Annotated in this window: 17 protein-coding genes; 7 read left to right on the top strand and 10 right to left on the bottom strand. The window is 44.8% G+C overall.

What is annotated here, in order from left to right:
- The first annotated feature begins 88 nt into the window (after positions 1–88).
- Positions 89–1,525: a glucose-specific PTS transporter subunit IIBC gene (gene ptsG / locus Q4519_RS05940; protein WP_232803966.1), complete on the top strand. Its 1,437-nt coding sequence runs from the start codon at positions 89–91 to the stop codon at positions 1,523–1,525.
- 112 nt (positions 1,526–1,637) lie between these two features.
- On the opposite strand, the gene Q4519_RS05945 is transcribed toward ptsG, so the two are convergent.
- A complete protein-coding gene (locus Q4519_RS05945; RefSeq protein ID WP_303510667.1) occupies positions 1,638–2,825 on the bottom strand; it encodes a serine hydrolase in 1,188 nt (395 codons plus the stop codon).
- Between the two features lie 357 nt (positions 2,826–3,182).
- A complete protein-coding gene (locus tag Q4519_RS05950) occupies positions 3,183–3,959 on the bottom strand; it encodes an ABC transporter substrate-binding protein (protein WP_303510670.1) in 777 nt (258 codons plus the stop codon).
- A 994-nt stretch (positions 3,960–4,953) separates the two neighbouring features.
- On the opposite strand from Q4519_RS05950, the gene Q4519_RS05955 reads away from it, so the two are divergent.
- The 3 genes from Q4519_RS05955 to Q4519_RS05965 are packed head-to-tail and all read left to right on the top strand — an operon-like array spanning position 4,954 to position 6,446.
- Positions 4,954–5,466: a DUF2867 domain-containing protein gene (locus tag Q4519_RS05955; RefSeq protein ID WP_303510673.1), complete on the top strand. Its 513-nt coding sequence runs from the start codon at positions 4,954–4,956 to the stop codon at positions 5,464–5,466.
- The gene (locus Q4519_RS05960; protein WP_303510674.1) at positions 5,463–6,017 is read left to right on the top strand and encodes a TetR/AcrR family transcriptional regulator; all 555 of its coding nucleotides are present in this window, start codon (positions 5,463–5,465) and stop codon (positions 6,015–6,017) included. Before Q4519_RS05955 ends, Q4519_RS05960 begins: the two co-directional genes overlap by 4 nt.
- A gap of 51 nt (positions 6,018–6,068) precedes the next feature.
- Positions 6,069–6,446: a hypothetical protein gene (locus Q4519_RS05965; RefSeq protein ID WP_303510677.1), complete on the top strand. Its 378-nt coding sequence runs from the start codon at positions 6,069–6,071 to the stop codon at positions 6,444–6,446.
- 1,030 nt (positions 6,447–7,476) lie between these two features.
- Here the strand turns inward: Q4519_RS05965 and Q4519_RS05970 are convergent.
- The 5 genes from Q4519_RS05970 to Q4519_RS05990 form a co-directional block, all read right to left on the bottom strand.
- Positions 7,477–8,595 carry an ABC transporter ATP-binding protein gene (locus Q4519_RS05970; RefSeq protein ID WP_303510679.1) on the bottom strand — a complete coding sequence of 373 codons (1,119 nt, stop codon included), beginning with the start codon at positions 8,593–8,595 and terminating at the stop codon, positions 7,477–7,479.
- 6 nt (positions 8,596–8,601) lie between these two features.
- Positions 8,602–9,477 carry a carbohydrate ABC transporter permease gene (locus tag Q4519_RS05975; protein ID WP_303510681.1) on the bottom strand — a complete coding sequence of 292 codons (876 nt, stop codon included), beginning with the start codon at positions 9,475–9,477 and terminating at the stop codon, positions 8,602–8,604.
- The gene (locus tag Q4519_RS05980) at positions 9,470–10,396 is read right to left on the bottom strand and encodes a carbohydrate ABC transporter permease (protein ID WP_303510683.1); all 927 of its coding nucleotides are present in this window, start codon (positions 10,394–10,396) and stop codon (positions 9,470–9,472) included. Before Q4519_RS05980 ends, Q4519_RS05975 begins: the two co-directional genes overlap by 8 nt.
- A 35-nt stretch (positions 10,397–10,431) precedes the next feature.
- The gene (locus tag Q4519_RS05985; RefSeq protein ID WP_232803821.1) at positions 10,432–11,673 is read right to left on the bottom strand and encodes an ABC transporter substrate-binding protein; all 1,242 of its coding nucleotides are present in this window, start codon (positions 11,671–11,673) and stop codon (positions 10,432–10,434) included.
- Between the two features lie 211 nt (positions 11,674–11,884).
- Positions 11,885–12,070, bottom strand: a complete 186-nt coding sequence (locus Q4519_RS05990; protein WP_303510893.1) for a hypothetical protein — start codon at positions 12,068–12,070, stop codon at positions 11,885–11,887.
- Here Q4519_RS05990 and Q4519_RS05995 point away from each other — a divergent pair.
- From Q4519_RS05995 to Q4519_RS06005, 3 genes are all read left to right on the top strand, one after another.
- Positions 12,025–13,329 (top strand): DEAD/DEAH box helicase, encoded by a 1,305-nt coding sequence (locus Q4519_RS05995; RefSeq protein WP_303510687.1) that lies wholly within the window; start codon positions 12,025–12,027, stop codon positions 13,327–13,329. The two genes, Q4519_RS05990 and Q4519_RS05995, sit on opposite strands and share 46 nt — an antisense overlap.
- A gap of 48 nt (positions 13,330–13,377) precedes the next feature.
- Positions 13,378–14,307: an endonuclease/exonuclease/phosphatase family protein gene (locus tag Q4519_RS06000; protein ID WP_303510690.1), complete on the top strand. Its 930-nt coding sequence runs from the start codon at positions 13,378–13,380 to the stop codon at positions 14,305–14,307.
- Between the two features lie 205 nt (positions 14,308–14,512).
- A complete protein-coding gene (locus tag Q4519_RS06005; protein WP_303510693.1) occupies positions 14,513–14,866 on the top strand; it encodes an EF-hand domain-containing protein in 354 nt (117 codons plus the stop codon).
- Positions 14,867–14,917: 51 nt separating this feature from the next.
- On the opposite strand, the gene Q4519_RS06010 is transcribed toward Q4519_RS06005, so the two are convergent.
- From Q4519_RS06010 to Q4519_RS06020, 3 genes are read right to left on the bottom strand one after another with little or no spacing between them, the layout of a single operon-like run.
- Positions 14,918–17,992, bottom strand: coding sequence for an efflux RND transporter permease subunit (locus tag Q4519_RS06010; protein WP_303510696.1), 3,075 nt, complete (start codon positions 17,990–17,992; stop codon positions 14,918–14,920).
- Between the two features lie 8 nt (positions 17,993–18,000).
- Positions 18,001–19,080, bottom strand: a complete 1,080-nt coding sequence (locus Q4519_RS06015) for an efflux RND transporter periplasmic adaptor subunit (RefSeq protein ID WP_303510698.1) — start codon at positions 19,078–19,080, stop codon at positions 18,001–18,003.
- 2 nt (positions 19,081–19,082) lie between these two features.
- Entirely contained in the window at positions 19,083–20,165 is a 1,083-nt protein-coding gene (locus Q4519_RS06020) for an efflux RND transporter periplasmic adaptor subunit (RefSeq protein WP_303510701.1), read from the bottom strand.
- Positions 20,166–20,492 lie beyond the last annotated feature (327 nt).

Raw genomic sequence — 20,492 nt, forward strand, 5'->3', positions numbered from 1 at the left:
TAGCTGCGATTTTGGTTATCCATAACTCACTCTGAAGTAAGAGCGTTATTAATCATTAGCAGTGCCTAAGTGGGCAGGGAGAAGGGATATGATCAGTAATATATTTGGTCAGCTACAAAAGGTGGGACGGTCACTGATGTTACCGGTATCGGTATTACCTGTGGCTGGTTTGTTATTAGGTATAGGTTCAGCCAATTTTAGCTGGATGCCAGCAGCGGTAAGCCAAGTGATGGCGCAGTCAGGTGAGGCCGTATTTGGCTTTATGCCACTGCTATTTGCCATTGGTGTGGCGCTGGGATTTACTAAAAACGACGGGGTGGCGGCGTTAGCAGGCACGGTTGGCCTTGGCATTATGCTTGCCACACTGGGCGTAGCGGCAAAAATGAAAGGCTTAGAAACCACCACAGTGCTGGGTATAACGACCTTACAAACGGGGATTTTTGGCGGCATTATTATGGGCGGCGTCGCGGGCTTAATGTTCAATCGCTTTTACCGCATTAAATTACCAGAGTACTTAGGCTTTTTTGCCGGTAAGCGCTTTGTGCCGATTGTGACGGGGTTGGCTGCGATTGTGGTCGGCATAGTCATGGCATTTGTTTGGCCACCGGTGGGCGCGATGATCGATACCTTCTCTCATTGGACTGCGTACCAAAACCCAGTGTTAGCTTGGGGGATTTACGGCTTTGGTGAGCGTGCGTTATTACCGTTGGGTCTACACCATATCTGGAATGCGCCGTTCTTCTTCGAGGTAGGTAGCTATACCGATCCAGAAACAGGTAAGGTTATCACTGGTGAAGTGGCACGCTTTTTTGCTGGCGACCCAACGGCAGGGCACTTAGGCGGCGGCTTTATGTACACCATGTGGGCGCTGCCCGGCGCGGCATTGGCGATTTACCATACCGCTAAACCTGAGAAAAAAGCTGTTGTTGGCGGTTTGATGTTCTCAGCCGCGTTAACCTCGTGGTTAACTGGGATCACTGAGCCGGTTGAATTTGCCTTCTTGTTTGTGGCGCCGGTGTTGTATGTGATCCACGCGTTTTTAACGGGGATTGGTTTTGCCATTACTAACTACTTGGAAATTCAGCATGGTCAGTCGTTTGCCCATGGTGCCATCGATTTCTTCTTGTTCTTACCCCTTTCGACTAAGGCTTGGTTGTTCTTAATCATTGGTCCATTGTGGGCAGCGTTTTACTATGTGTTGTTCCGCGTGGTGATCACTAAATTCAATTTAAAAACCCCAGGTCGTGAAGAGGCTGAAACCGAGCAAGCAGCGGTAGTGGTTGGCTCTGAGCTGGCGACCAATTTAGTGCACGCGATGGGCGGTAAGGCGAACATTAAAAATATAGATGCTTGTATTACTCGTTTACGCGTGACAGTGGCAGATATTGCTCTGGCGGATATTCCGCGCATTAAAGCCCTAGGAGCGCGTGAAGTGGTGGTGATAGGCGATAACTTGCAAGCCATCTTCGGCACCCAGTCGGACAATATCAAAACTGAGATAGGAGATGTGTTGGCGTTAAACTAGATTTTCCGGATACCTTTACGGCGCCATATTTTGGGCCAACAACAGCGTAAACCTTTCCATTTGCAGGCCTAGCGGCCTGCTTTTTTTGGCTTGTAGCAAGCTGTCTTCGTTTTTATTCCTGTATTGGAAAGTAGCGAGACACTACAAATTTCGCTAGGCGCTCGTTTATGCTGCCGATGCCGTGTGCTGCCATTGAATTCATCCTATAATCTCCTCCCATAGTGGCAATAACGAGATCTCGCTCAGGGTAAATAATGATACTGTTTCCGCCCCAACCTTCGGCTGAAATAGTATTAATCGAACTTTTTCCTATTTTGAGGTTGTCTAGCCACCAATAATAACCGTATGAGCTTGCCGCCCAAGCTGAACCAGGTTCAGCAAGTTGATTTTTTGTTGAAGCCTTGATCCAATTTTTACTCACTAGCTGTTTGTCTTGCCACTTGCCTTGGCTTATCACCAATTGACCAAGTTTGGCACGATCCCAAACGTTAAGGTAAACACCGCCATTGGTATTGGGTGAATCGTCCCTTAGGGTATGCCAGTGCCAATAGGTGATGTCCATCGGAGTAAAAAGGTTTTTATTGGCAAATGTAAAAAAGTCTTGTCCGGTGGCATTTTGAATGATTTGACCAATCAAAAAGGGTTGCCACTCACCATAGGTAAATTGGCCCTTGGCATTTTTATTTTCAGGTCGAGAGACTATGTAATGGGTAGGGTTACTGGATCGAAACATCTCATTGGGCGAGTTATCCGTCGCTAGACTGCCATCCTTATTGTAGGGATTTTGATTCCATTCTATGGCATCTGTCATGGTCAATAGGTCACGGATCGTCAGCTTGGCCTTGTTGCCAGATAGGTCATCGCGATAATCATTTAAATAGCGAGAGATAGGATCGTCAACACTGGCGATATAACCTTGGTCAATGGCGATGCCCAATAATAGGCTCGTGACACTTTTGGTTAATGAGTTACTTTGGTAAGGTTGATCACTTTTCGCACCATTAGCGCTATCAAACCAGCTATAAACGGGTACGCCTTTGTGATAGACCACCATGCCACCTAACGCATGGCTATTATCACGACTCGCGTAATCAGTATAATGATTTAGCGCTCGCTTCTGCGCTGGGCTTAGGATGTCGTGTACTTGCGGGATAATCTGCTCAAAGATATCACCTTGGGTGACACCACCAAGTTTAGTGCCATCGAAATCAATGAAGATCGGAGAGCTGTTATAAACTTGCTGTGGGGTATTGGCACATGAGGTGACTAGAAGCAATAAAGCTAAATAGGCGTATTTCACAAAGATTCCTGTTGTATTAAATGATATGTAGTGGACGACTGGCTATTGGATCAAAAATTAACCGAGCTATTTAGTTGGCTTTTTTGCCGTAAAGCATGCTTTATCTGGCGGCGTTAGGCTTAAACATAACTGCGGTTAATTAGTACAATTTTATCTGATTAAAATACCAAACAAAAACTGTGTGATCACATTACCTACCCGACCATTAGCTGAATTATTCGTTTAGCGTTACTTAGCTTTTTGCTCCCATCACAAGTAATAAAACTCAGCATGCAGATTAAGGTGCTCAATACTGCCAACAACAACGATGCTCTTTACAAACATAAGGCTGTATTTACTGGTGATAAACGGGAGAACTTAGTCGGTGATCGCGCGTTGCGTTGATGTGGTAGGGGCCGCAATATTTTGTTGGTCAATGTTGCTTGCAGACTGCGGCACCACTTTGTTTAGTGCTACGCGTAGTCTTTCAACAACTGCGTCTGGTGTGTTTTTTTGAAAGGCAATATAGAGAGGTTTGGATATTTCTTTTAGGTCTAGGACAGCTTCAAAGTCATTTGGATCTAACTGCAGTTTTGTAAGGCGATACTGGAATGAATTGATATCTGCTGCCAAGTAATCAATGCGACCCGCGAGCAGTTGCCGAATCCCACTTTCTTCAGAGTTGATCACTTGTACTGTCAACCCTTGCTGCTGTAAATAGGCTGTTTTCACATCTTGGCGTAAGCCACCGATTTTACCGCTTGATAAATCAGATAAGATATTGGGCTTAGGGTTGTTAGCACCCTTAAGGGCAAAAATTTTAACATCGAACTTTACAATTTCTCCTACCCATTTAAATAAAGCTTCGCGCTCTGGCGTTCGGGCAACATTGATCAACAAAGCGTTAGGTGTTATTTGCGATCTTTCATAAGCTCGAGCCCAAGGAAATATCACCACGTCATAGTCCATTTCCGCCGCGGTTAAAACCTGTCTAACGAGGTCAACAGATACACCACGCACTTCTCCCTGATCTAAATAACTAAAGGGTGGGAAGATGGAGGCAAAAACTTGTATCTTAGGATCATTTTCAGATGACAGAGCTGCATTGGTATAACAATAAATCAGCAGAAAAATTAACCATTTGGCTAGTCTCATCACTCTACCTTAGTTAAGGACAATATTATTAGTTTAGAATGTGTGATGAAACCCACCAAAACGCAAGTAAGTAACCTCAGTTTTGCTTAAGCTTATTACGAGCGGATGAAGTATGTTTTTACTGCAAAATTTCGTTTTCAGGGATGAAAACGTAAAGCGTATATACCCAAACAATATCAAGAAGCAAAGTTCAACGTTATTCTTTAGGTCTATTTACCGCGTTTTTGCAGGCAAAATATACTATTTTGCCTATCTAGAACTCGGGTTAGGTAGTTTAAGCGGCATTTTTAATGCAAAAAAAGCGATGCCTTGCGGCATCGCTTCAGATTGTCACATCATCTAATCCTTGATGAGTGTGCTCCCTGCTTTTTCTGACTATCTTGGCTCTCTATCCTTAGAGTTGCGCTTGTTGGTTATCCTTAACCTAACAGACCTTCCTGATCTGTTTTCTATCTCCGTCCTGGAGGTGTCCCTTTGCTACATCGTGTAGCTGTCCTTATATCTTCCTTAATTGCCAAACTTCCTGTCTGACATAAATACTCGACATCCTGTTAAGTATTCTTGCTTCCTTGCGCGATTAAATATACAGGTTTTCCTTTAGGTAAATAGCTAGTCTCTTAGAGTGAAACATGACGGAGCGCACGAAATGCAAAGGCTAAAATTTTAGTTAAATAAAAACAATGATTTAGTTTTTCAATAATTCGACGAATTGCAGAAAGAGACTAGAATGTGCCACAACCGCGATGGCAGATCTCGCACAAGGAAAATCTTTGCGGCCAGCAGGCCCAGATTGTATGTGTGGCATTTTTATCTTCTTGTATTAATTTAAGTTATTGCTGGAACCGTGAATAGCTCATTTGGCGGGTGTATTGCTAGCGAAACTGTGGGATTATCACTGGCTAATTGATGCTTATTATTATTTGATTTATAAACTATATCGGCATATTATCTTTATGGATACCATTTGGTATGGTATGTAAAGAGGAAAGCAAAGATGCCCTTACTATTTTCAACGATAAAAGCACTGCCGACGCCACTTGATGACCACCTTGCCAAGAATGCGCTACAACCTTATTTTCGTGATGCACTTGCGGCTCCCGTTTCTCAATTGCAGCTCACGCCTAGTCAACTGCAATATGCTATTTTTAATTACTTGCCTAATTGGGTGAATAAGCTGATGTGGTTGCGCAACAAGTTAGTCAAAATTGCAGGTTTTAATGTAACAGAGAGCAATATGGTACCGCCGAGTGATGATTTGCAGGTGGGTGATCAAGCGGGTTTTCTGACTGTAATAAAAAAATTAGACGATGAAATTATTAGCTATGCAGACGATAAACATATGACGTTTTATTTGAGTGTTAAAAAATGTGAAAACACAGTCGTTGTTTCGAGCCTAGTGAATCAAAAAACGCGAATTGGCCAGATCTATGTGAATTGCATTTTACCCTTCCATTATTTTATCGCTCGTATCGTGATCAATAACGCCATTAAGGCAAATCGAATATGAACTCAGTTGGTAAAAATAGCCAATTAGACTGGCTGAATTTCGCGCTTGATGTGCTTGTTAGTAAAGGGCCTGAGCAGCTAAAAATTATACCGTTGTGTGAACTAAAGGGTGTGACAAAAGGATCTTTTTATCACCATTTTAAAAATCGCGCGGCATTTATCGATAGTTTAATGGAGCACTGGTACAACACCATGACTATCGCCTTTATTGAACAGGCCAATAGCCAAGTTGATGCATTACAACGTTTGCTCGCACTAGATAAAGTGATCGCTAGCAGCAATATTGAAGCCGAAAACCACATTCGAGCATGGGCGTTAAAAGAGCCTTCAATAGCGCGTCATCTAGAGAAAATTGATAGCCAAAGGCAAACATATTTAGCGCAGTGTTACATTGAGCTTGGTCTGGAACCACGGCACGCGAAAGACGTTGCCTTGATGGCTTACTCAAGTTTTTTAGGAATGCAGCGTATTCATCCTGCGCCCAGCAAAGAAGAAATATTACGGGTGTCTGCGATGGCGTTAAAAACGTTTATTCCAAATTTAGATATTTGATTTTTATTTTGTGTTATTTGAAAAACTAAGGTTATACCCACGGAGGGTATTATGAATATATGGATTTTGAGCTCAGGCTTACTTGGCGTATTTACAACATTAGTACATGTGTTTGCTGGTCAAGTGGATCCAGTTAGACCTTTCCTTAAGTCGGAGCTTGAGGATATACCTAAAGCAACGCTGTTAGTGTGTTGGCACCTTGTTTCAGTCACTTTGATTGTTAGCTCTTTAATGCTGGTATATGTCGGTTGGTATGGGTTTGATTCATTGTATTTACCAGCTCAGTTGGTTGGAGGTTTATACATTTCATTTGTATTGGTTTTTGTTGTTGTGGGATGGTATTTCTTTGGCAGCAAGGGGTTTGTCAAACTTCCTCAATGGATGCTGCTTCTTCCGATTGGGTTGTTAGCCATTTATGGTGCAATATAGATATGCAACCATGTATAGCAGGATTCGCTGATAGAAGCCAAGTTAGCGGTTATCAAGCAGTCCCCTTAAATCTCATCATCAACCCAATCGCAGCGCTTTACTCAAAACGGCTTGTAAGGTGTGACTTATTAAAAAACTTCGTGGTTGAAATCGACTTTATTGTGCCCCCAAGCGAGGGTGTTTTTTAAAACAAAAAAAGCGATGCCTTGCGGCATCGCTTCAGATTGTCACATCATCTAATCCTTGATGAGTGTGCTCCCTGCTTTTTCTGACTATTTTGGCTCTCTATCCTTAGAGTTGCACTTGTTGGTTATCCTTAACCTAACAGACCTTCCTGATCTGTTTTCTATCTCCGTCCTGGAGGTGTCCCTTTGCTACTTCTTGTAGCTGTCCTTACATCTTCCTTAATTGCCAAACTTCCTGTCTGACATAAATACTCGACATCCTGTTAAGTATTCTTGCTTCCTTTCGCGATTAAATATACAGGTTTTCCGTAAGGTAAATACCCAGCCTCCTAGGAGGAAACATGACGGAGCGCACGAAATGCAAATGAGAAAAATTAAGTTGAATAAAAACAATGATTTATTTTTTCAATAATTCGACGAATTGTAATAAGACACTAGAATATGCCACAACCGCTATGGCGGATCTCGCACAAGGAAAATTTTTGCGCTTTGCGTTTTTAATTTGAAAATGCAATTTTATTGGCCATTATTGAAAAAGCTGGGCTTTACGTATTGGCGAGAGGTTAATCATTACATCCGTAGATCTGCATTTATACCGCGAATCTTATGCGCCGAGCGCGCTGGTTCGCTGTATAAATACAGCTCCTTGTATGTTGAATTTGTTGATTCGGGTTGTTTGTGGGACCTGAGCTTGCTCAGGGAATTTGTGATATTCGCAGAGCAAGCTCTGTTCCTACAGGTACATCACAGATAATTGGCTGGCTGTTGTAGGAGATATTTATATCGTGAATCGTCTGCGCGGGGCATGCTAATTCACGCTATAAATACCGCTCCCATACACTCAGCTAAAGCAAAATATTCCTTTCGCTGTCGGGGTCAAAAAAACTGGCCTTACTGACATCTATCATCAAATCAAGATCTTGACCTGCAGTAATGCTGAGGTCGGGGGCAAGGCGACAATGCACGGCATGATCGTTAATGGTAATTTGCGCGATGGTCTCGGGGCCAGTGGGCTCTAAAATTTCCAAATTAAAGCGCGCCGCTGAGATCAAATCCGTTTCGCTATGGTGGGATAGCTGCTGACTTATGTGTTCGGGGCGCAAGCCAAGTATCAACTTTTTACCTAAGTGCGTTTTTAGGCGATCAGGCAGGGCTAGCAACTGGGCTTTGCCATCACTACCTGTTAGCTCGGTGCAAGTATGGCCGTCACTGTTTTCTAGTACGGTGATCGGCACAAAGTTCATTGATGGTGAGCCCATAAAGCCTGCGACAAACATGTTGGTGGGGTGGTTATATATTTCATGGGGGCTGCCGAGTTGCTGCACTTCGCCTGCTTTCATCACCGCGATGCGATCGGCTAAGGTCATGGCTTCAATTTGGTCGTGGGTAACATACACTATGGTGGTGCCGAGGCGCTGGTGGAGTTTTTTCACTTCGGTACGCATTTCTACCCGTAGTTTGGCATCCAGATTACTTAACGGCTCGTCAAACAAATACAGTTTTGGTCTCCGCGCGAGGGCGCGGCCCATGGCGACACGTTGCTGCTGACCACCCGAAAGCTGGCTAGGTTTGCGGTCGAGCAGGTGATCGATTTGCAATAATTCTGATACCCGTTTGATTTCAGCATCAATTTCAGTGGTGGGGGTTTTGCGAATTTTTAAGCCAAAGGCCATGTTTTCCCGCACCGTCATGTTGGGGTACAAGGCGTAGGATTGAAACACCATGGCTATGTCGCGATCTTTTGGCGCAAGGCCAGATACATCGACGTCGTTAATACGAATTTCGCCCGAGCTGATGTCTTCCAAGCCCGCAATGGTGTTCATTAAGGTAGATTTACCGCAGCCGGAAGGGCCGACCAAAATCAGAAATTCACCCGGCTCAATGCTGATATTAATGCCTTTCAGGGTTTCTAAATCCGATTTCGGATAGGTTTTACGAATATCAATAAGGTCTAGTTTGGCCATTTTAAATTATCCTTTAACTGAGCCGGCGGTTAGCCCACGTACAAAATATTTACCTGCGACGAAATACACGAATAGGGTAGGTAGCGCGGCGATGATGGCGGCGGCCATATCGACGTTGTAGGCTTTGACGCCGGTGCTGGTATTCACCAAGTTGTTCAGTGCTACCGTGATCGGCTGACTGTCGGCGCCGGAATACACCACACCAAATAAGAAGTCGTTCCAAATGGAAGTGAATTGCCAAATGATGGTAACCATGATGATCGGCTTGGAAATAGGCAGCAAAATCGCCCAAAAAATGGTGAAAAACCCCGCGCCGTCGAGTTTGGCAGCTTTGACTAATTCATCGGGCACGTTGATGTAGTAGTTACGGAAAAACAGCGTGGTAAAGGCCACGCCATAAATAACGTGCACCAGTACTAATCCTGTCGTTGTATTGGCAAGGCCTAATTTTCCTAACATGGCGGCCATGGGGAGTAATACGAGTTGAAATGGTAAAAAGCAGCCAAATAACATCAGGCTAAAGAATAAATCTGAGCCTTTAAAGCGCCATTTGCTGATCACATAGCCGTTAAACGCACCAATAAAAGTGGATATCAGCACCGCTGGCACCACCATTTTAATGCTGTTCCAAAAGTAGCCTTTAATGCCATCGCAAGTGACGCCAGTACAAGCGGTGCCCCAAGCGGCTTGCCAGCTGTCGGTTACCCATTCTTGCGGCAAGCTGATTAAGCTGCCGGTGCGAATGTCGGTGCCGGTTTTAAACGAGGTGACCAGCATGACAAACAGTGGCAATAGATAGACTAAGGCCATCAGTGCGAGTACGCCGTAAATTAACCAGCGGCCAAGGCTGTTGTCGCCTTGTGAAGTTGATGAACTATGCATTGCGTTTACCTCGCAGCTCTGAATAAAGGTAAGGAACTAAGATGGCTAAGATCCCAGCCAACATCATGATGGCACTGGCTGCGCCCAAGCCCATTTGGCCACGGGTGAAGCTGTGGGCATACATAAACAATGCCGGTAGATCCGACGAGTAGCCCGGCCCGCCGGAGGTGAGGGCGGTGACTAAGTCGAAGCTTTTAATGGCAAGGTGCGACAAGATAATGATCGCGCTGAAAAACACCGGACGCAGGCAAGGCAAGATAATGCTCCAGTAAATACGCGGTTTACTGGCACCGTCGATTTGCGCCGCGTTAATAATACTGCTGTCGATGCCGCGTAATCCGGCTAAAAATAATGCCATGACAAAACCTGAGCTTTGCCACACGGCGGCAATAACTAAGGTGTAAACGGCCATGTCGGAATTAACCAGCCAGTCGAATTTAAAATCGGTAAAGCCCATTTGATGCACTAAATTTTCAAGGCCCAAACCGGGGTTGAGGATCCACTTCCATGCGGTACCCGTGACGATAAAAGATAACGCCATGGGATAGAGGTAAATGGTGCGGATCATGCCTTCTTGTTGGATCTTTTGATCTAAGAAGATCGCCAGTAACACGCCAATAAGCAGGCAGATCGCAATAAACAAGCCGCCAAAGATCAATAGGTTTTCACAAGCGGTGATCCAGCGATCGTTATTTAACAAGCGCTCATACTGACGCCAGCCAACAAAATCGAACTGAGGTAAAAAGCGCGATTTTGTGAACGACAGTAAACCGGTCCAAATAACAAAGCCATACACACAAATTAAGGTGACGACTATGGTCGGTGACAAAATGAGCTTAGGTAACCAGACCTGCATTTTATCTTGCCAAGGGGTGGTACTGGCGAGCGGCGCTGGCGTATTAGTATGAGTTACAGGCATAAATAAAACAGCCCTTTTGCAAGGGCTGGCTCCGATTACATAGCGTCTTCAACAACGTCAGCGAGTAAGTTGGCGGTGTCTTGTGCGCTAATGTTGTCGCTGTTGTAGTAGTTAGTTAGCACGTCGTACATGGCACCTTGAATGGCGCTGGTGGTGGCCATGCCGTGAGCAAAGCTTGGCACTAAGTCACCTGATGTGGCGCTGGCTTTAAAGGTGTCCATCGAGTCGAGCGCACACTGGTCAAACTTGCTTAAATCCATGTCGGTACGAACTGGAATGGAGCCTTTGTTGAGGTTAAATACCTCTTGAAACTCAGGGGTTAAGATAGTTTTGGCCAAGTCGTTTTGCGCCGCCATCGCGCCTTTGTCTTTTTGTTTGAACATGGCAAAGCTGTCAACGTTAAAGGTAAATTGGCCTTGGGTGCCGGGAGCCGGTACACAAACAAAGTCAACGCCTGGTTTTTTACCTGCGGCAATGAATTCGCCTTTGGCCCAGTCACCCATAATTTGCATACCGGCTTGGCCAGTGATCACCATGTTGGTAGCGATGTTCCAATCACGCCCTGATGCAGCTTGATCGGTGTAACCTTTCATTTTTTTGAAAATGGTTAGCGCTTCGACCATTTTTTTGCCTTTTAGCACCGCCATATCATGATCGACAAAGGCTTTACGATAGTCGGCTGAACCGAGAATTTCTAATGCCACCGCTTCAAATAAGGTAGCTTCTTGCCAAGGTTGGCCACCTTGAGCGAGGGGAATGATGCCCGCCGCCTTGAGTTTGTCGGCGGCAACAAAAAACTCATCTAAATTAGTTGGTATTGTTGCACCTGCTTTCTTAAATGCCGCTGGATTTGCCCATAGCCAGTTTACGCGATGCACATTAACGGGCACGGCTACATAGTGACTGTCGTACTTCATGATATCGGTTACAACACTGGGGACAGATTGCTCCCAGCCTTCTTTTTTGGCGACTGTATCTAAATTGGCTAGATAATCTAACTCGGCCCATTCTTGAATGTCGTGACCTTTAATTTGTGCTGCAGTTGGCGCATTGCCCGATACCACGCGGGTTTTAAGGACCGTCATGGCGCTTTCACCACCACCACCGGCCACGGCAAAATCTTTCCAGCTATGACCTTGTTGCTCCATCATTTGTTTTAATACGGCGACAGATTTGGCTTCGCCACCAGACGTCCACCAATGTAGCACTTCCACTTCTCCTGCGGTGGCGGAGCCGGCTGCGAATGTCATGGCTAAAAATAGGGTTTTCAATTTCATGATCTTTCTCCGTTGCAACAATTTATTTGCTTTAAAGCGATTGCGTGAAACGACTTTCGTGAAACGACGATGCGCTTAATGATCTGACTGTTCTCAGGAGAAAGTGTAGAAGGCGTTTAGAAACAAGTTGGTAACAAAGTGCCTTGTTGTGTAACTTTGTTGTTACATAAGTTGGTTTTTGTTATCTATTACTTTGTTTTTAAATGGGTATTTATTGCTCTTTAATTGTTATTAAAATGTTACCTGTGTCGCGCTGTGCTGATTTTATGAGGTGGATTTTTAATAAGTCTTTAGCAGACTTTTTAAGTACACTATAGGGATACATTTTTTGAATTAAGTAACCACCTAACCATGCAGCCATCTCGCGACCTTTTTTCCCCATTGGGCTTAATGCCATCTTTGTTAACTCGTCTTGCCGCCCTTAACTATGTGCAGCCTACGCCGGTGCAAACGCAGATAATTCCTGCGGCTTTAGCGGGCAAGGATGTGTTGGCGGGTGCGAATACTGGGTCGGGTAAAACGGCGGCATTCGCTTTGCCACTGTTGCAACGCTTAGCGTTAGATAAAGCGCAACAAGCAGACGTGAAGGGCAAGGGAAACCTCGTTCATAGTCTGATTTTGGTGCCCACTCGTGAACTAGCCCAGCAGGTTGCTGATGCGTGTCAGTCTTATGGTCAAACCTTACAACCACGTATTAAAGTGACTGCGGTGTTTGGTGGGGTGTCGGCTAATACACAAATGCTGGCATTACGCGGAGGCAGTGACATTGTAGTGGCGACGCCGGGGCGGTTATTAGACTTAATTTCCAGCAATGCAATCAAATTAGATCAGGTTAAATCTTTAGTGTTAGATGAAGCTGACCGCTTATTAAGCCTAGGTTTTGCTGAAGAACTTATCGCGCTGTTAGATTTGCTGCCAAAACAAAAGCAAACCTTGTTGTTCTCGGCCACTTTTCCAGAAGAATTAAACGAATTAACGGCTAAGTTACTCACTAACCCGGTGTCAGTGCAACTACAAAGCGAGCAAGAAAGCACCTTAGTTCAGCGCGTGATCACGGTAAATAAAAACCGTAAAACTCAGCTATTAGCTACCCTTATTAAAGAGAATGCTTGGTCGCAGGTGCTGATTTTTGCCAGTGCGAAAAAGACCTGTGATCGGTTGGCGCAAAAGCTGGAAAATGCGGGTATTAAGGCGCAGGTGTTTCATAGTGATAAAGGCCAAGGCGCCCGTAACCGTATTTTAACCGGCTTTAAAATCGGTGAAATAGAGGTGTTGATTGCTACTGATATTGCCGCTCGCGGTATTGATATTGATAAGTTACCGGTGGTAATTAACTACGAACTGCCACGTAGCCCAGCGGATTATATGCACCGTATTGGCCGCAGTGGTCGTGCTGGCGCGGCGGGTTTAGCGTTGTCGTTAATTGCTCATGATGAATATCAGCATTTTAAGTTAATCGAAAAGAAAAACAAATTGCGCTTGCCGCGTGAGCAGTACCAAGGGTTCGAAGCCGATGCTGAGGCGCCGGAAGACTGCCCGTCACGATTAGAAAAGCCTGTTGTACCGCCAGCGGGTAGCGGTAAAAAGAAACGCAAAAAAGCCCAAGCAGCGCTAGACCCAACGGAAAATGCGTGGGCAAACTGGAATAAGAAATAGCTTATTTGAGTTAAGAGTTGAGCTAAGAATTAAGCTAAGGAGTCAGCGATGCAGTTAACTTTAATGACGTTAAATTTGTATAACTATGTTGCGCCTCCTGCCGCCGCCTACGAAATTGACAATATTTTGGAGCCAGATCAGTGGCTTAAAAAACAGGCTTGGATCGCGCAAACGATCGAGCAAGCCGATCCTGATGTGGTGGCCTTTCAAGAAGTATTTTCTGCGGCGGAATTAGCCCAGCTTTGCGCTGATCTCGGTTATGCTTATTTTGAATTTACGCCAGCATCCATTGCTGACGATAGTCATGTTTATTACAAGCCCGGCTTAGCGTTAGCGAGTAAGTATCCGCTAGATAAAAAGCTGACACATAAAGACATTCCTGCTGATGTGTTCAGCCGTCCACCGTTAATAACTGAGCTAAATTTAACCGGCTTTGGTGCGCTGCGTTTGTATGTGGTGCATTTAAAATCTAAGCGTTCATTGCTTGATAAAGCCAAGGAAGCCAGTGCCACCGAGTTAGAGCATTATATGGGGCGTTGGGCCAGCGACCAGTTGCGTACCCAAGAAATGACACTTTTAATGCAAGATATCTTGTTACAGCGGCAACAAGCCAAGCAAGGTGTGATTGTATTTGGTGATTTTAATGATGATTTGTCACAGGGATCATTGCCACTGACCTTTGCAACGCCGAGCCCAAAGGCGTTAGATACCGAGAAAAATTGGTCAATGCACGACAGTTATTCACTTTATGCCACCACCGATGAACGCAGGCCTACCCATTATTACGGGGTGCATGGCCGCATTTTGGATTACATTCTCCTCTCGGGTGAATTTGCTTCTAACTATGGTCAGCAAATTGGTTTGGTTACGGGTTATGAGTGTATCGATCGTCATTTAACCCATTCCAACTTTGATGAGCACAGCCAAGCCAGTGATCATGCTGCTGTGGTGGTAAAGCTTACAAGTTTACATCATTAGGCTTGAATCGATTTGAGTCTGTGATGGTAGCAGGTAGTTTAATCAGCCTATGCCAAAGCAAGCCTGCACATACACTGTCCAAATTAATCCATTTTACTATGTAAATTAAGCTGATTAAAATTTACACAATTTTACTGGCTGATCCCATACGGAATATCCCTTAAGAGGTATAATTAAAGTGTCACTTATAAGGGGGGAACACATAATGAAAGCTTCATGGATTTATACAACAGGCTTAGCTGCCTTGTTGTTGGCTGGTAGCAGTTTTGCGGCGACGCAAATGGGCTATGGTCAAGGTGGTTGCATGGGAATGGGGAATGGCGGGGGACAGTATCAACCGGAGTTCGCTGAATTAGATCTTAACAACAGCGGCGACGTGACTTTAGAAGAGTTCACCGCATTTAGGCAAGCGCGTCAAGCTAATCGTCCAGGTAAAGGTAGAAATGCGCGCATGATAGATGATCAAGATATGTTTAACGTATTGGACCAAGATGCCAATGGCATGATGTCTGAAGCTGAGTTTTTAGAACATCGTGAAGGTTGTCGCGGTAATTGGTAGGGGTTAAAAAATGCCAGTCAAGTGACTGGCATTTTCTAGGCATTGCATGGGTTAAGTAAATTCAGAGTAGCTTCTGTATTTAATTTTAAATGTAATCACGTACAGCACGGGAACAATCAATAAGGTTAAGATGGTAGCAACACCTAAACCAAACATCACCACCGCAGCCATTGACTCAAAGAAGGCGTCGGTGATCAAAGGAAGAATACCTAAGATAGTGGTGACCGCAGCCATACACACAGGTCGTACACGGCTAACCGTTGAATCAAATACTGCTTGAAACGCTTCTTTACCTTCCTCAATTTCAATGTTGATTTGATCCAGTAAAACAATACCGTTTTTAAGTAGCATGCCTGACAGACTTAACATCCCTAGTAGCGCCATAAAACTAAAGGGTTTGTCGAGAATAATCAGACCCGAAGTAATACCGATTAAAGCCAACGGCACGCAGGCCCAAATAACCAGTGGCTTACGCACTGAGTTAAATAGGAACACGGTAATTAAAAACATAAACAAGAAGCCAAGTGGCAAGGTTGCAAAAAGTGCAGCTTGGGCATCTTGTGAAGATTCATATTCACCCCCCCATTGCAGCTCATAGCCTGGTGGGAGCTCAATGGCTTCTACTTCGGGTTTCATTTTTGCAAATAATGCTGCGGGTAGAATGTCGTATTCAAAATCTGCATCCGCAAAGATAGTCAGTGTTCGCTTACGATCTTGGCGTTGGATAATAGGGTCTTCGAATTTAACTTCAAAGCCATCCACCACTTGTTGTAGCGGTACGTAGGCGTTGAGAGCGGGGCTCCAAGTGCGAAGGCTTTCGAGTGATTCGATATCAATCCGCTCTTCTTCTGGCAAACGATTGATGATTGGCAGCAATGAAGTGCCTTCGCGGTAAAGTCCTGCTTGCAGGCCAGAGAAGGCAAAGGCTAAGGTTTTATCGACATCTTGCTTACTAATGCCTAAGCGGCGACCTTGAGTTTCATTGAATTGTGGTTCAATAAATTTCACCCGCTCGCGCCAATTGTGGCGTACGTTGACAGTACCCGGTGTGGCGTTAAACACGGCCATCACTTCGGTGCCTATTTCACGTAATACATCAGGGTCGGCACCTACGATCCGCGCTTCAATTTTCGCGTCTGTAGAAGGACCTATCTCAAGGCGCTTAAATTTATATTGCGCTTGTGGGTAATGACTTTCCAACTGACTGCGCAGCGCCACCATGGTTTCTTGTAGGTTTTCAAATGCGCTGGTGCGAATGGCAATTTGAGCATAAGCGCCATAGTTTTTCTCTGGCGAATAAGTTAACAAGAAACGTTGAAAGCCTTTACCTACCGTTGTGGTTACAAACTCGACATTATCAAGTTTCATGGCGTCTGCTTCCATTTTCGCCACCGTTGTTTGGGTTTGGCGAATATCCGTGCCTTCTGGTAACCACACATCGACCAAGAAGATAGGGGTAGTAGAAGGTGGGAAAAAGGATTGTTTAACGTAGCCAAAGCCAGCGAGAGAGCCAACGAAGGCGATCACTACTAACAGCACGCTGGTCCATTTAAAGCGCAGACAAACATCTAATAGCTTTTTGTAAATGGTGAAAAAAGCTCCCCCGTAAGGGTCTTTTTGCTCTGCTCCCGCCTCTTGCACCTCGGTAGTTTTAAAAAATAGGTCGGCCAAAAAAGGTGTAATAGTAATGGCGGTGATCCAAGATAAAAACAATGAAAACAGCAGTACCCAGAATAGTGAACCAGCAAACTCCCCAGTTGAGTCAGGTGATAAGCCGATAGGTGCAAAAGCAGCAATGGCGATCACTGTTGCCGCGAGCAGCGGCCAAATGGTTTGTTTCACAATTGCTTGTGCAGCTTCGAGGGTAGACTGGCCGCGTTGACGGCCGATCAGTATGCCTTCTACAACCACAATAGCGTTATCTACTAGCATACCAAGGGCAATGATCAGAGCACCAAGGGAAATACGTTGCAGCTCTATCTCGGCCTGCAACATCAGCATGAAAGTACCTAAACAGGTAAGGAATAAAATAATGCCGATTAAAACCCCACTCTTGAAGCCCATGAAGAACAACAATACACCAACAACGATGACCACGGCAGCGATCAAGTTCCAGACAAAACTCGACACAGATTTATCAACTTCTGCTGGCTGGCTATACATGGTTTCAATGATCATGCCAGCTGGGCGAGCATAATCAATTTCTTCTATTTTAGCGGTAACGGCTTTACCAACATCCACAACATTCACCCCTGAGGCAAAGGAGATGCCAAGGTTAATAGCTTGGTGTTGATTAAAGCTTATCAAGTTAGTTGGAATATCTTGATAGCCACGGCTAACAGTGGCGACATCTTTAAGGTAAATCAGTTTGTTGCCCGAAGTGCCTGGAATGACAAGCTCTTCCAACTCTTTGACTGATTTAAATGCGCCGCTCGGTCGCAGACGAATATTGTCGCTGCTGATGCGGATGTTACCCGCGTCGGTGACCATATTTTGTGAGTTTAATAAGCCCATGATGAGGTTGGGATCAATATTTGAACTGGCCAGCTTGTTAAGAGAAATTTCAATAAAGACTTGCTCATTTTGTTTACCCGCTGATGAGACTTTGCTGACACCCGGAACCAGTTCAAGTTCGCGACTGACATAATCCACGTAGTCAGATAAATCTTTATAGCTGTAGTCCTCGCCACTGATCATTAACATGATGCCAAATACATCACCAAAATCATCATTCACCATCGGCTTGCCAACACCTGGAGGGAGATTGCCAGACATATCGTTAACTTTACGCCTTAACTCATCCCAAATTTGAGGAAGTTCATCTGGACCGAAGGTATTTTTCATGGTGACGGTAATTTGCGACATACCCGAAGTGCTAAGGGACTTAATTTCGTCAACGTAGGGCAATGCTAAGATTGCTTTTTCAATCGGGTAGGTTACCTCTTCTTCTACTTCAGTAGAGGTGGCGCCCGGGTACATAGTAACGACAACCGCATCTTTAATGGTAAATGGTGGATCTTCTAGCTGACCTAAACCGGTGAATGCGATAGTGCCGCCAATCAGCAAAACGAGGATAAACATCCAGCTGATGACGGTGTTTTTAATAAAGTAACCTGCAATATTCATGTTTATGATTATCCCTTTTTCAGCTCAACTTTTTGCCCTTCAATGAGGCGGTTGACCCCATTGGCGATGATAATCTCACCATCATTGAGCCCAGCTTTTATTTCGATCATATGGCCGGTGATCACGCCTAGTGTCACCTCTCGTTTGGTGACCGTTTGACTCTCAGCTTGGTAAACCCAAACACTGGCGATTTGCTCTGAGAGTTTATCGCCATCTAACATGGCTACCGCGGTGAGCGGGACTGTGTGCTCACGAGAGTAGGTGTAGGTAACATCGTTGAGGTCAACCTTCACTCGCGCGGGCATGCCTTCTAATACTTTGTATTGGCTATTAAAAGGAACCGCTAGGGTGACAATGTAGCTGCGTGTTGAGGGATCTTTCTCGGTGTTAACCTCTAAGGTCTCACCGGTAAATACTTGCTCTGGATAGGCATCAAATACCACCTCGTACTTGCGCTTTTCGGTGCGATATTCCTTGCGCTTTGATACCGCCAATAATGAATCGGGTACTTGTACGTCAACTTCGACATACTCGATTTTATGCATATTTAAAATCACACTGCCGGGCTGTACGTTGACAAAGGAATCTTGAATCACTTCACCAATCACACCACTAAAGGGGGCTCTTAGTTCGGTGTATTCCAGCTCTAGCTCAGCGCTGCGGTGTTGCGCTTTAGCGACCAAATATTGTGCGCGCATTTGGTCATATTCAGCCTGTGCCATAAGCTTTTTGTCGAGCATCTTTTGGGCGCGTTGGTATTGATTGTAAGTTGATTGTACGCGGGCTTTGCGATCCTTGAGCGCCACTTGGTAATCTTGCTTATCGATGACGGCCAGTAAATCTCCCTTTTGCACTTGTTGACCATTCGTAACAAGAATATTGGATATTTTACCGCCAACGCGAAAAGACAAATGAGTTAAATCTTGCGCGCGGGCAACAGCATTGAACACCCGCTCGACTTGGTTATTGGACTTAGGTAGTTCATACACTGCTACTACAGGTAATGGCTTTTCTTTAAAGGTGACTTCTTGGCAGCCTGAAATAGATAAGGTCAGCAGGAACAATGCAGTTAGATGATTGATGTTCATGGTTATAGACCTCGCTCTTTTACCCAACGAACGGCAGCTTGGCCGTCAGTTAATTCATTCGCGCCAACAGTGACTAATAAATCGCCATCAGACAAGCCAGACACTAAGCGCCCCTCTGCTAGCGTTACTGCGACCTTTTCTACTATTTGCTGCTGTTCAAGTAAGCGGAACACATGAGCTTGACCATTTTCAGTGATGACGGCGCTTGCCGGAATTTTCGGTTGTTGGTTTTCATTTTTGGCGGGCACTTGTATTTTGACGAAGGCCGTCATGCCGGCAAAAACGTTTAGTTGCTCTGGCGTCGGTAAGCGTAGTACTACGGTGTAACTGCCAGTGGTGTTGTCAGCTAAAGTGTTAAGCTCGGTAATATGGGCAGGGTACCACTGATCCCTGCCAGAAAATTTGACGGATACTTGATTGTAGTTGGGGGCTTCTACATCGCCTTTAACCGGGCTACTTTGATATATGCTAATGTATTGCTCAGGTAATTGAAAATTCACATCTACCATCGCCTCGGTTTGAATGGTCATGACTGCTTCTTTGGCTTGGGCAAACTCAAATGCTTCCTTGTATCGAGCGGCGACGATGCCGTCATAAGGTGCAGTAAGCTGAGTATAATTAAGGTTGTTCTGGGTTTGGTCAAAGGCGGCTTGGGCGACGCTATAATCACGTTTATTTTTATCAAAATCATTACGCGAGATGACGCCGCGCTTAACCAGCTCTTCCGAACGCTTGTATAACACCTTGGCGAGGTTATATTGGGCCTTTGCTACTTCATTTTGTTGCTCATATAAGCTTGCATCTAATTTAGCTAATAGGTCGCCAGCTTTAACGACTTGTCCTGGGCGGACAAGAATTTCTTCTATGGCGCCAGCTACTTGAAACGACATTTCTGCGCGGTTAGAAGCTTGCACTTCACCAGGCAAGGTGCGCGTTCGTGCGTTATCGGCTAGGGAGATGGTGGTTACTTTTACTGGGCGTTTTATATCAGGTCTTGTTTGCTCTTGTTGCGCTTGGCCACATGCAAATAAAAACAACATGCTGGCGCAAACAATCAAGGAGCGAATGTTGGCCGATTTTATCATTAGGGTTATCCATTTTGATTGAGCTAAATGAGCACTTATGGCTGGATTTTACTAAGGGATACCAAAGTAGAGTTCAGCGGTATTAGTTTAACCATTTGCTATGTGATCCATAATTAAATTATGAATAATTGAAGTTTATTTACTGTTTAATCACGGTTTATTTATTGTATGTCAATAATTACAAAAGAGTGAGGGCATTTGATGACAGTACGAATACAGCGAAACGTTAGATCCCCTCACTTCTTTTAGTGTGTAAGCATAGTGGCCGGACAAATTGTGGCGATAGCTGAATTCGGGTGTTGCCTCACACTTTCAGACCCTGACGGT

Origin of the sequence: Motilimonas sp. 1_MG-2023 (genome assembly GCF_030547455.1) — a bacterium.
GTDB lineage: Bacteria > Pseudomonadota > Gammaproteobacteria > Enterobacterales > CBDFNC01 > Motilimonas.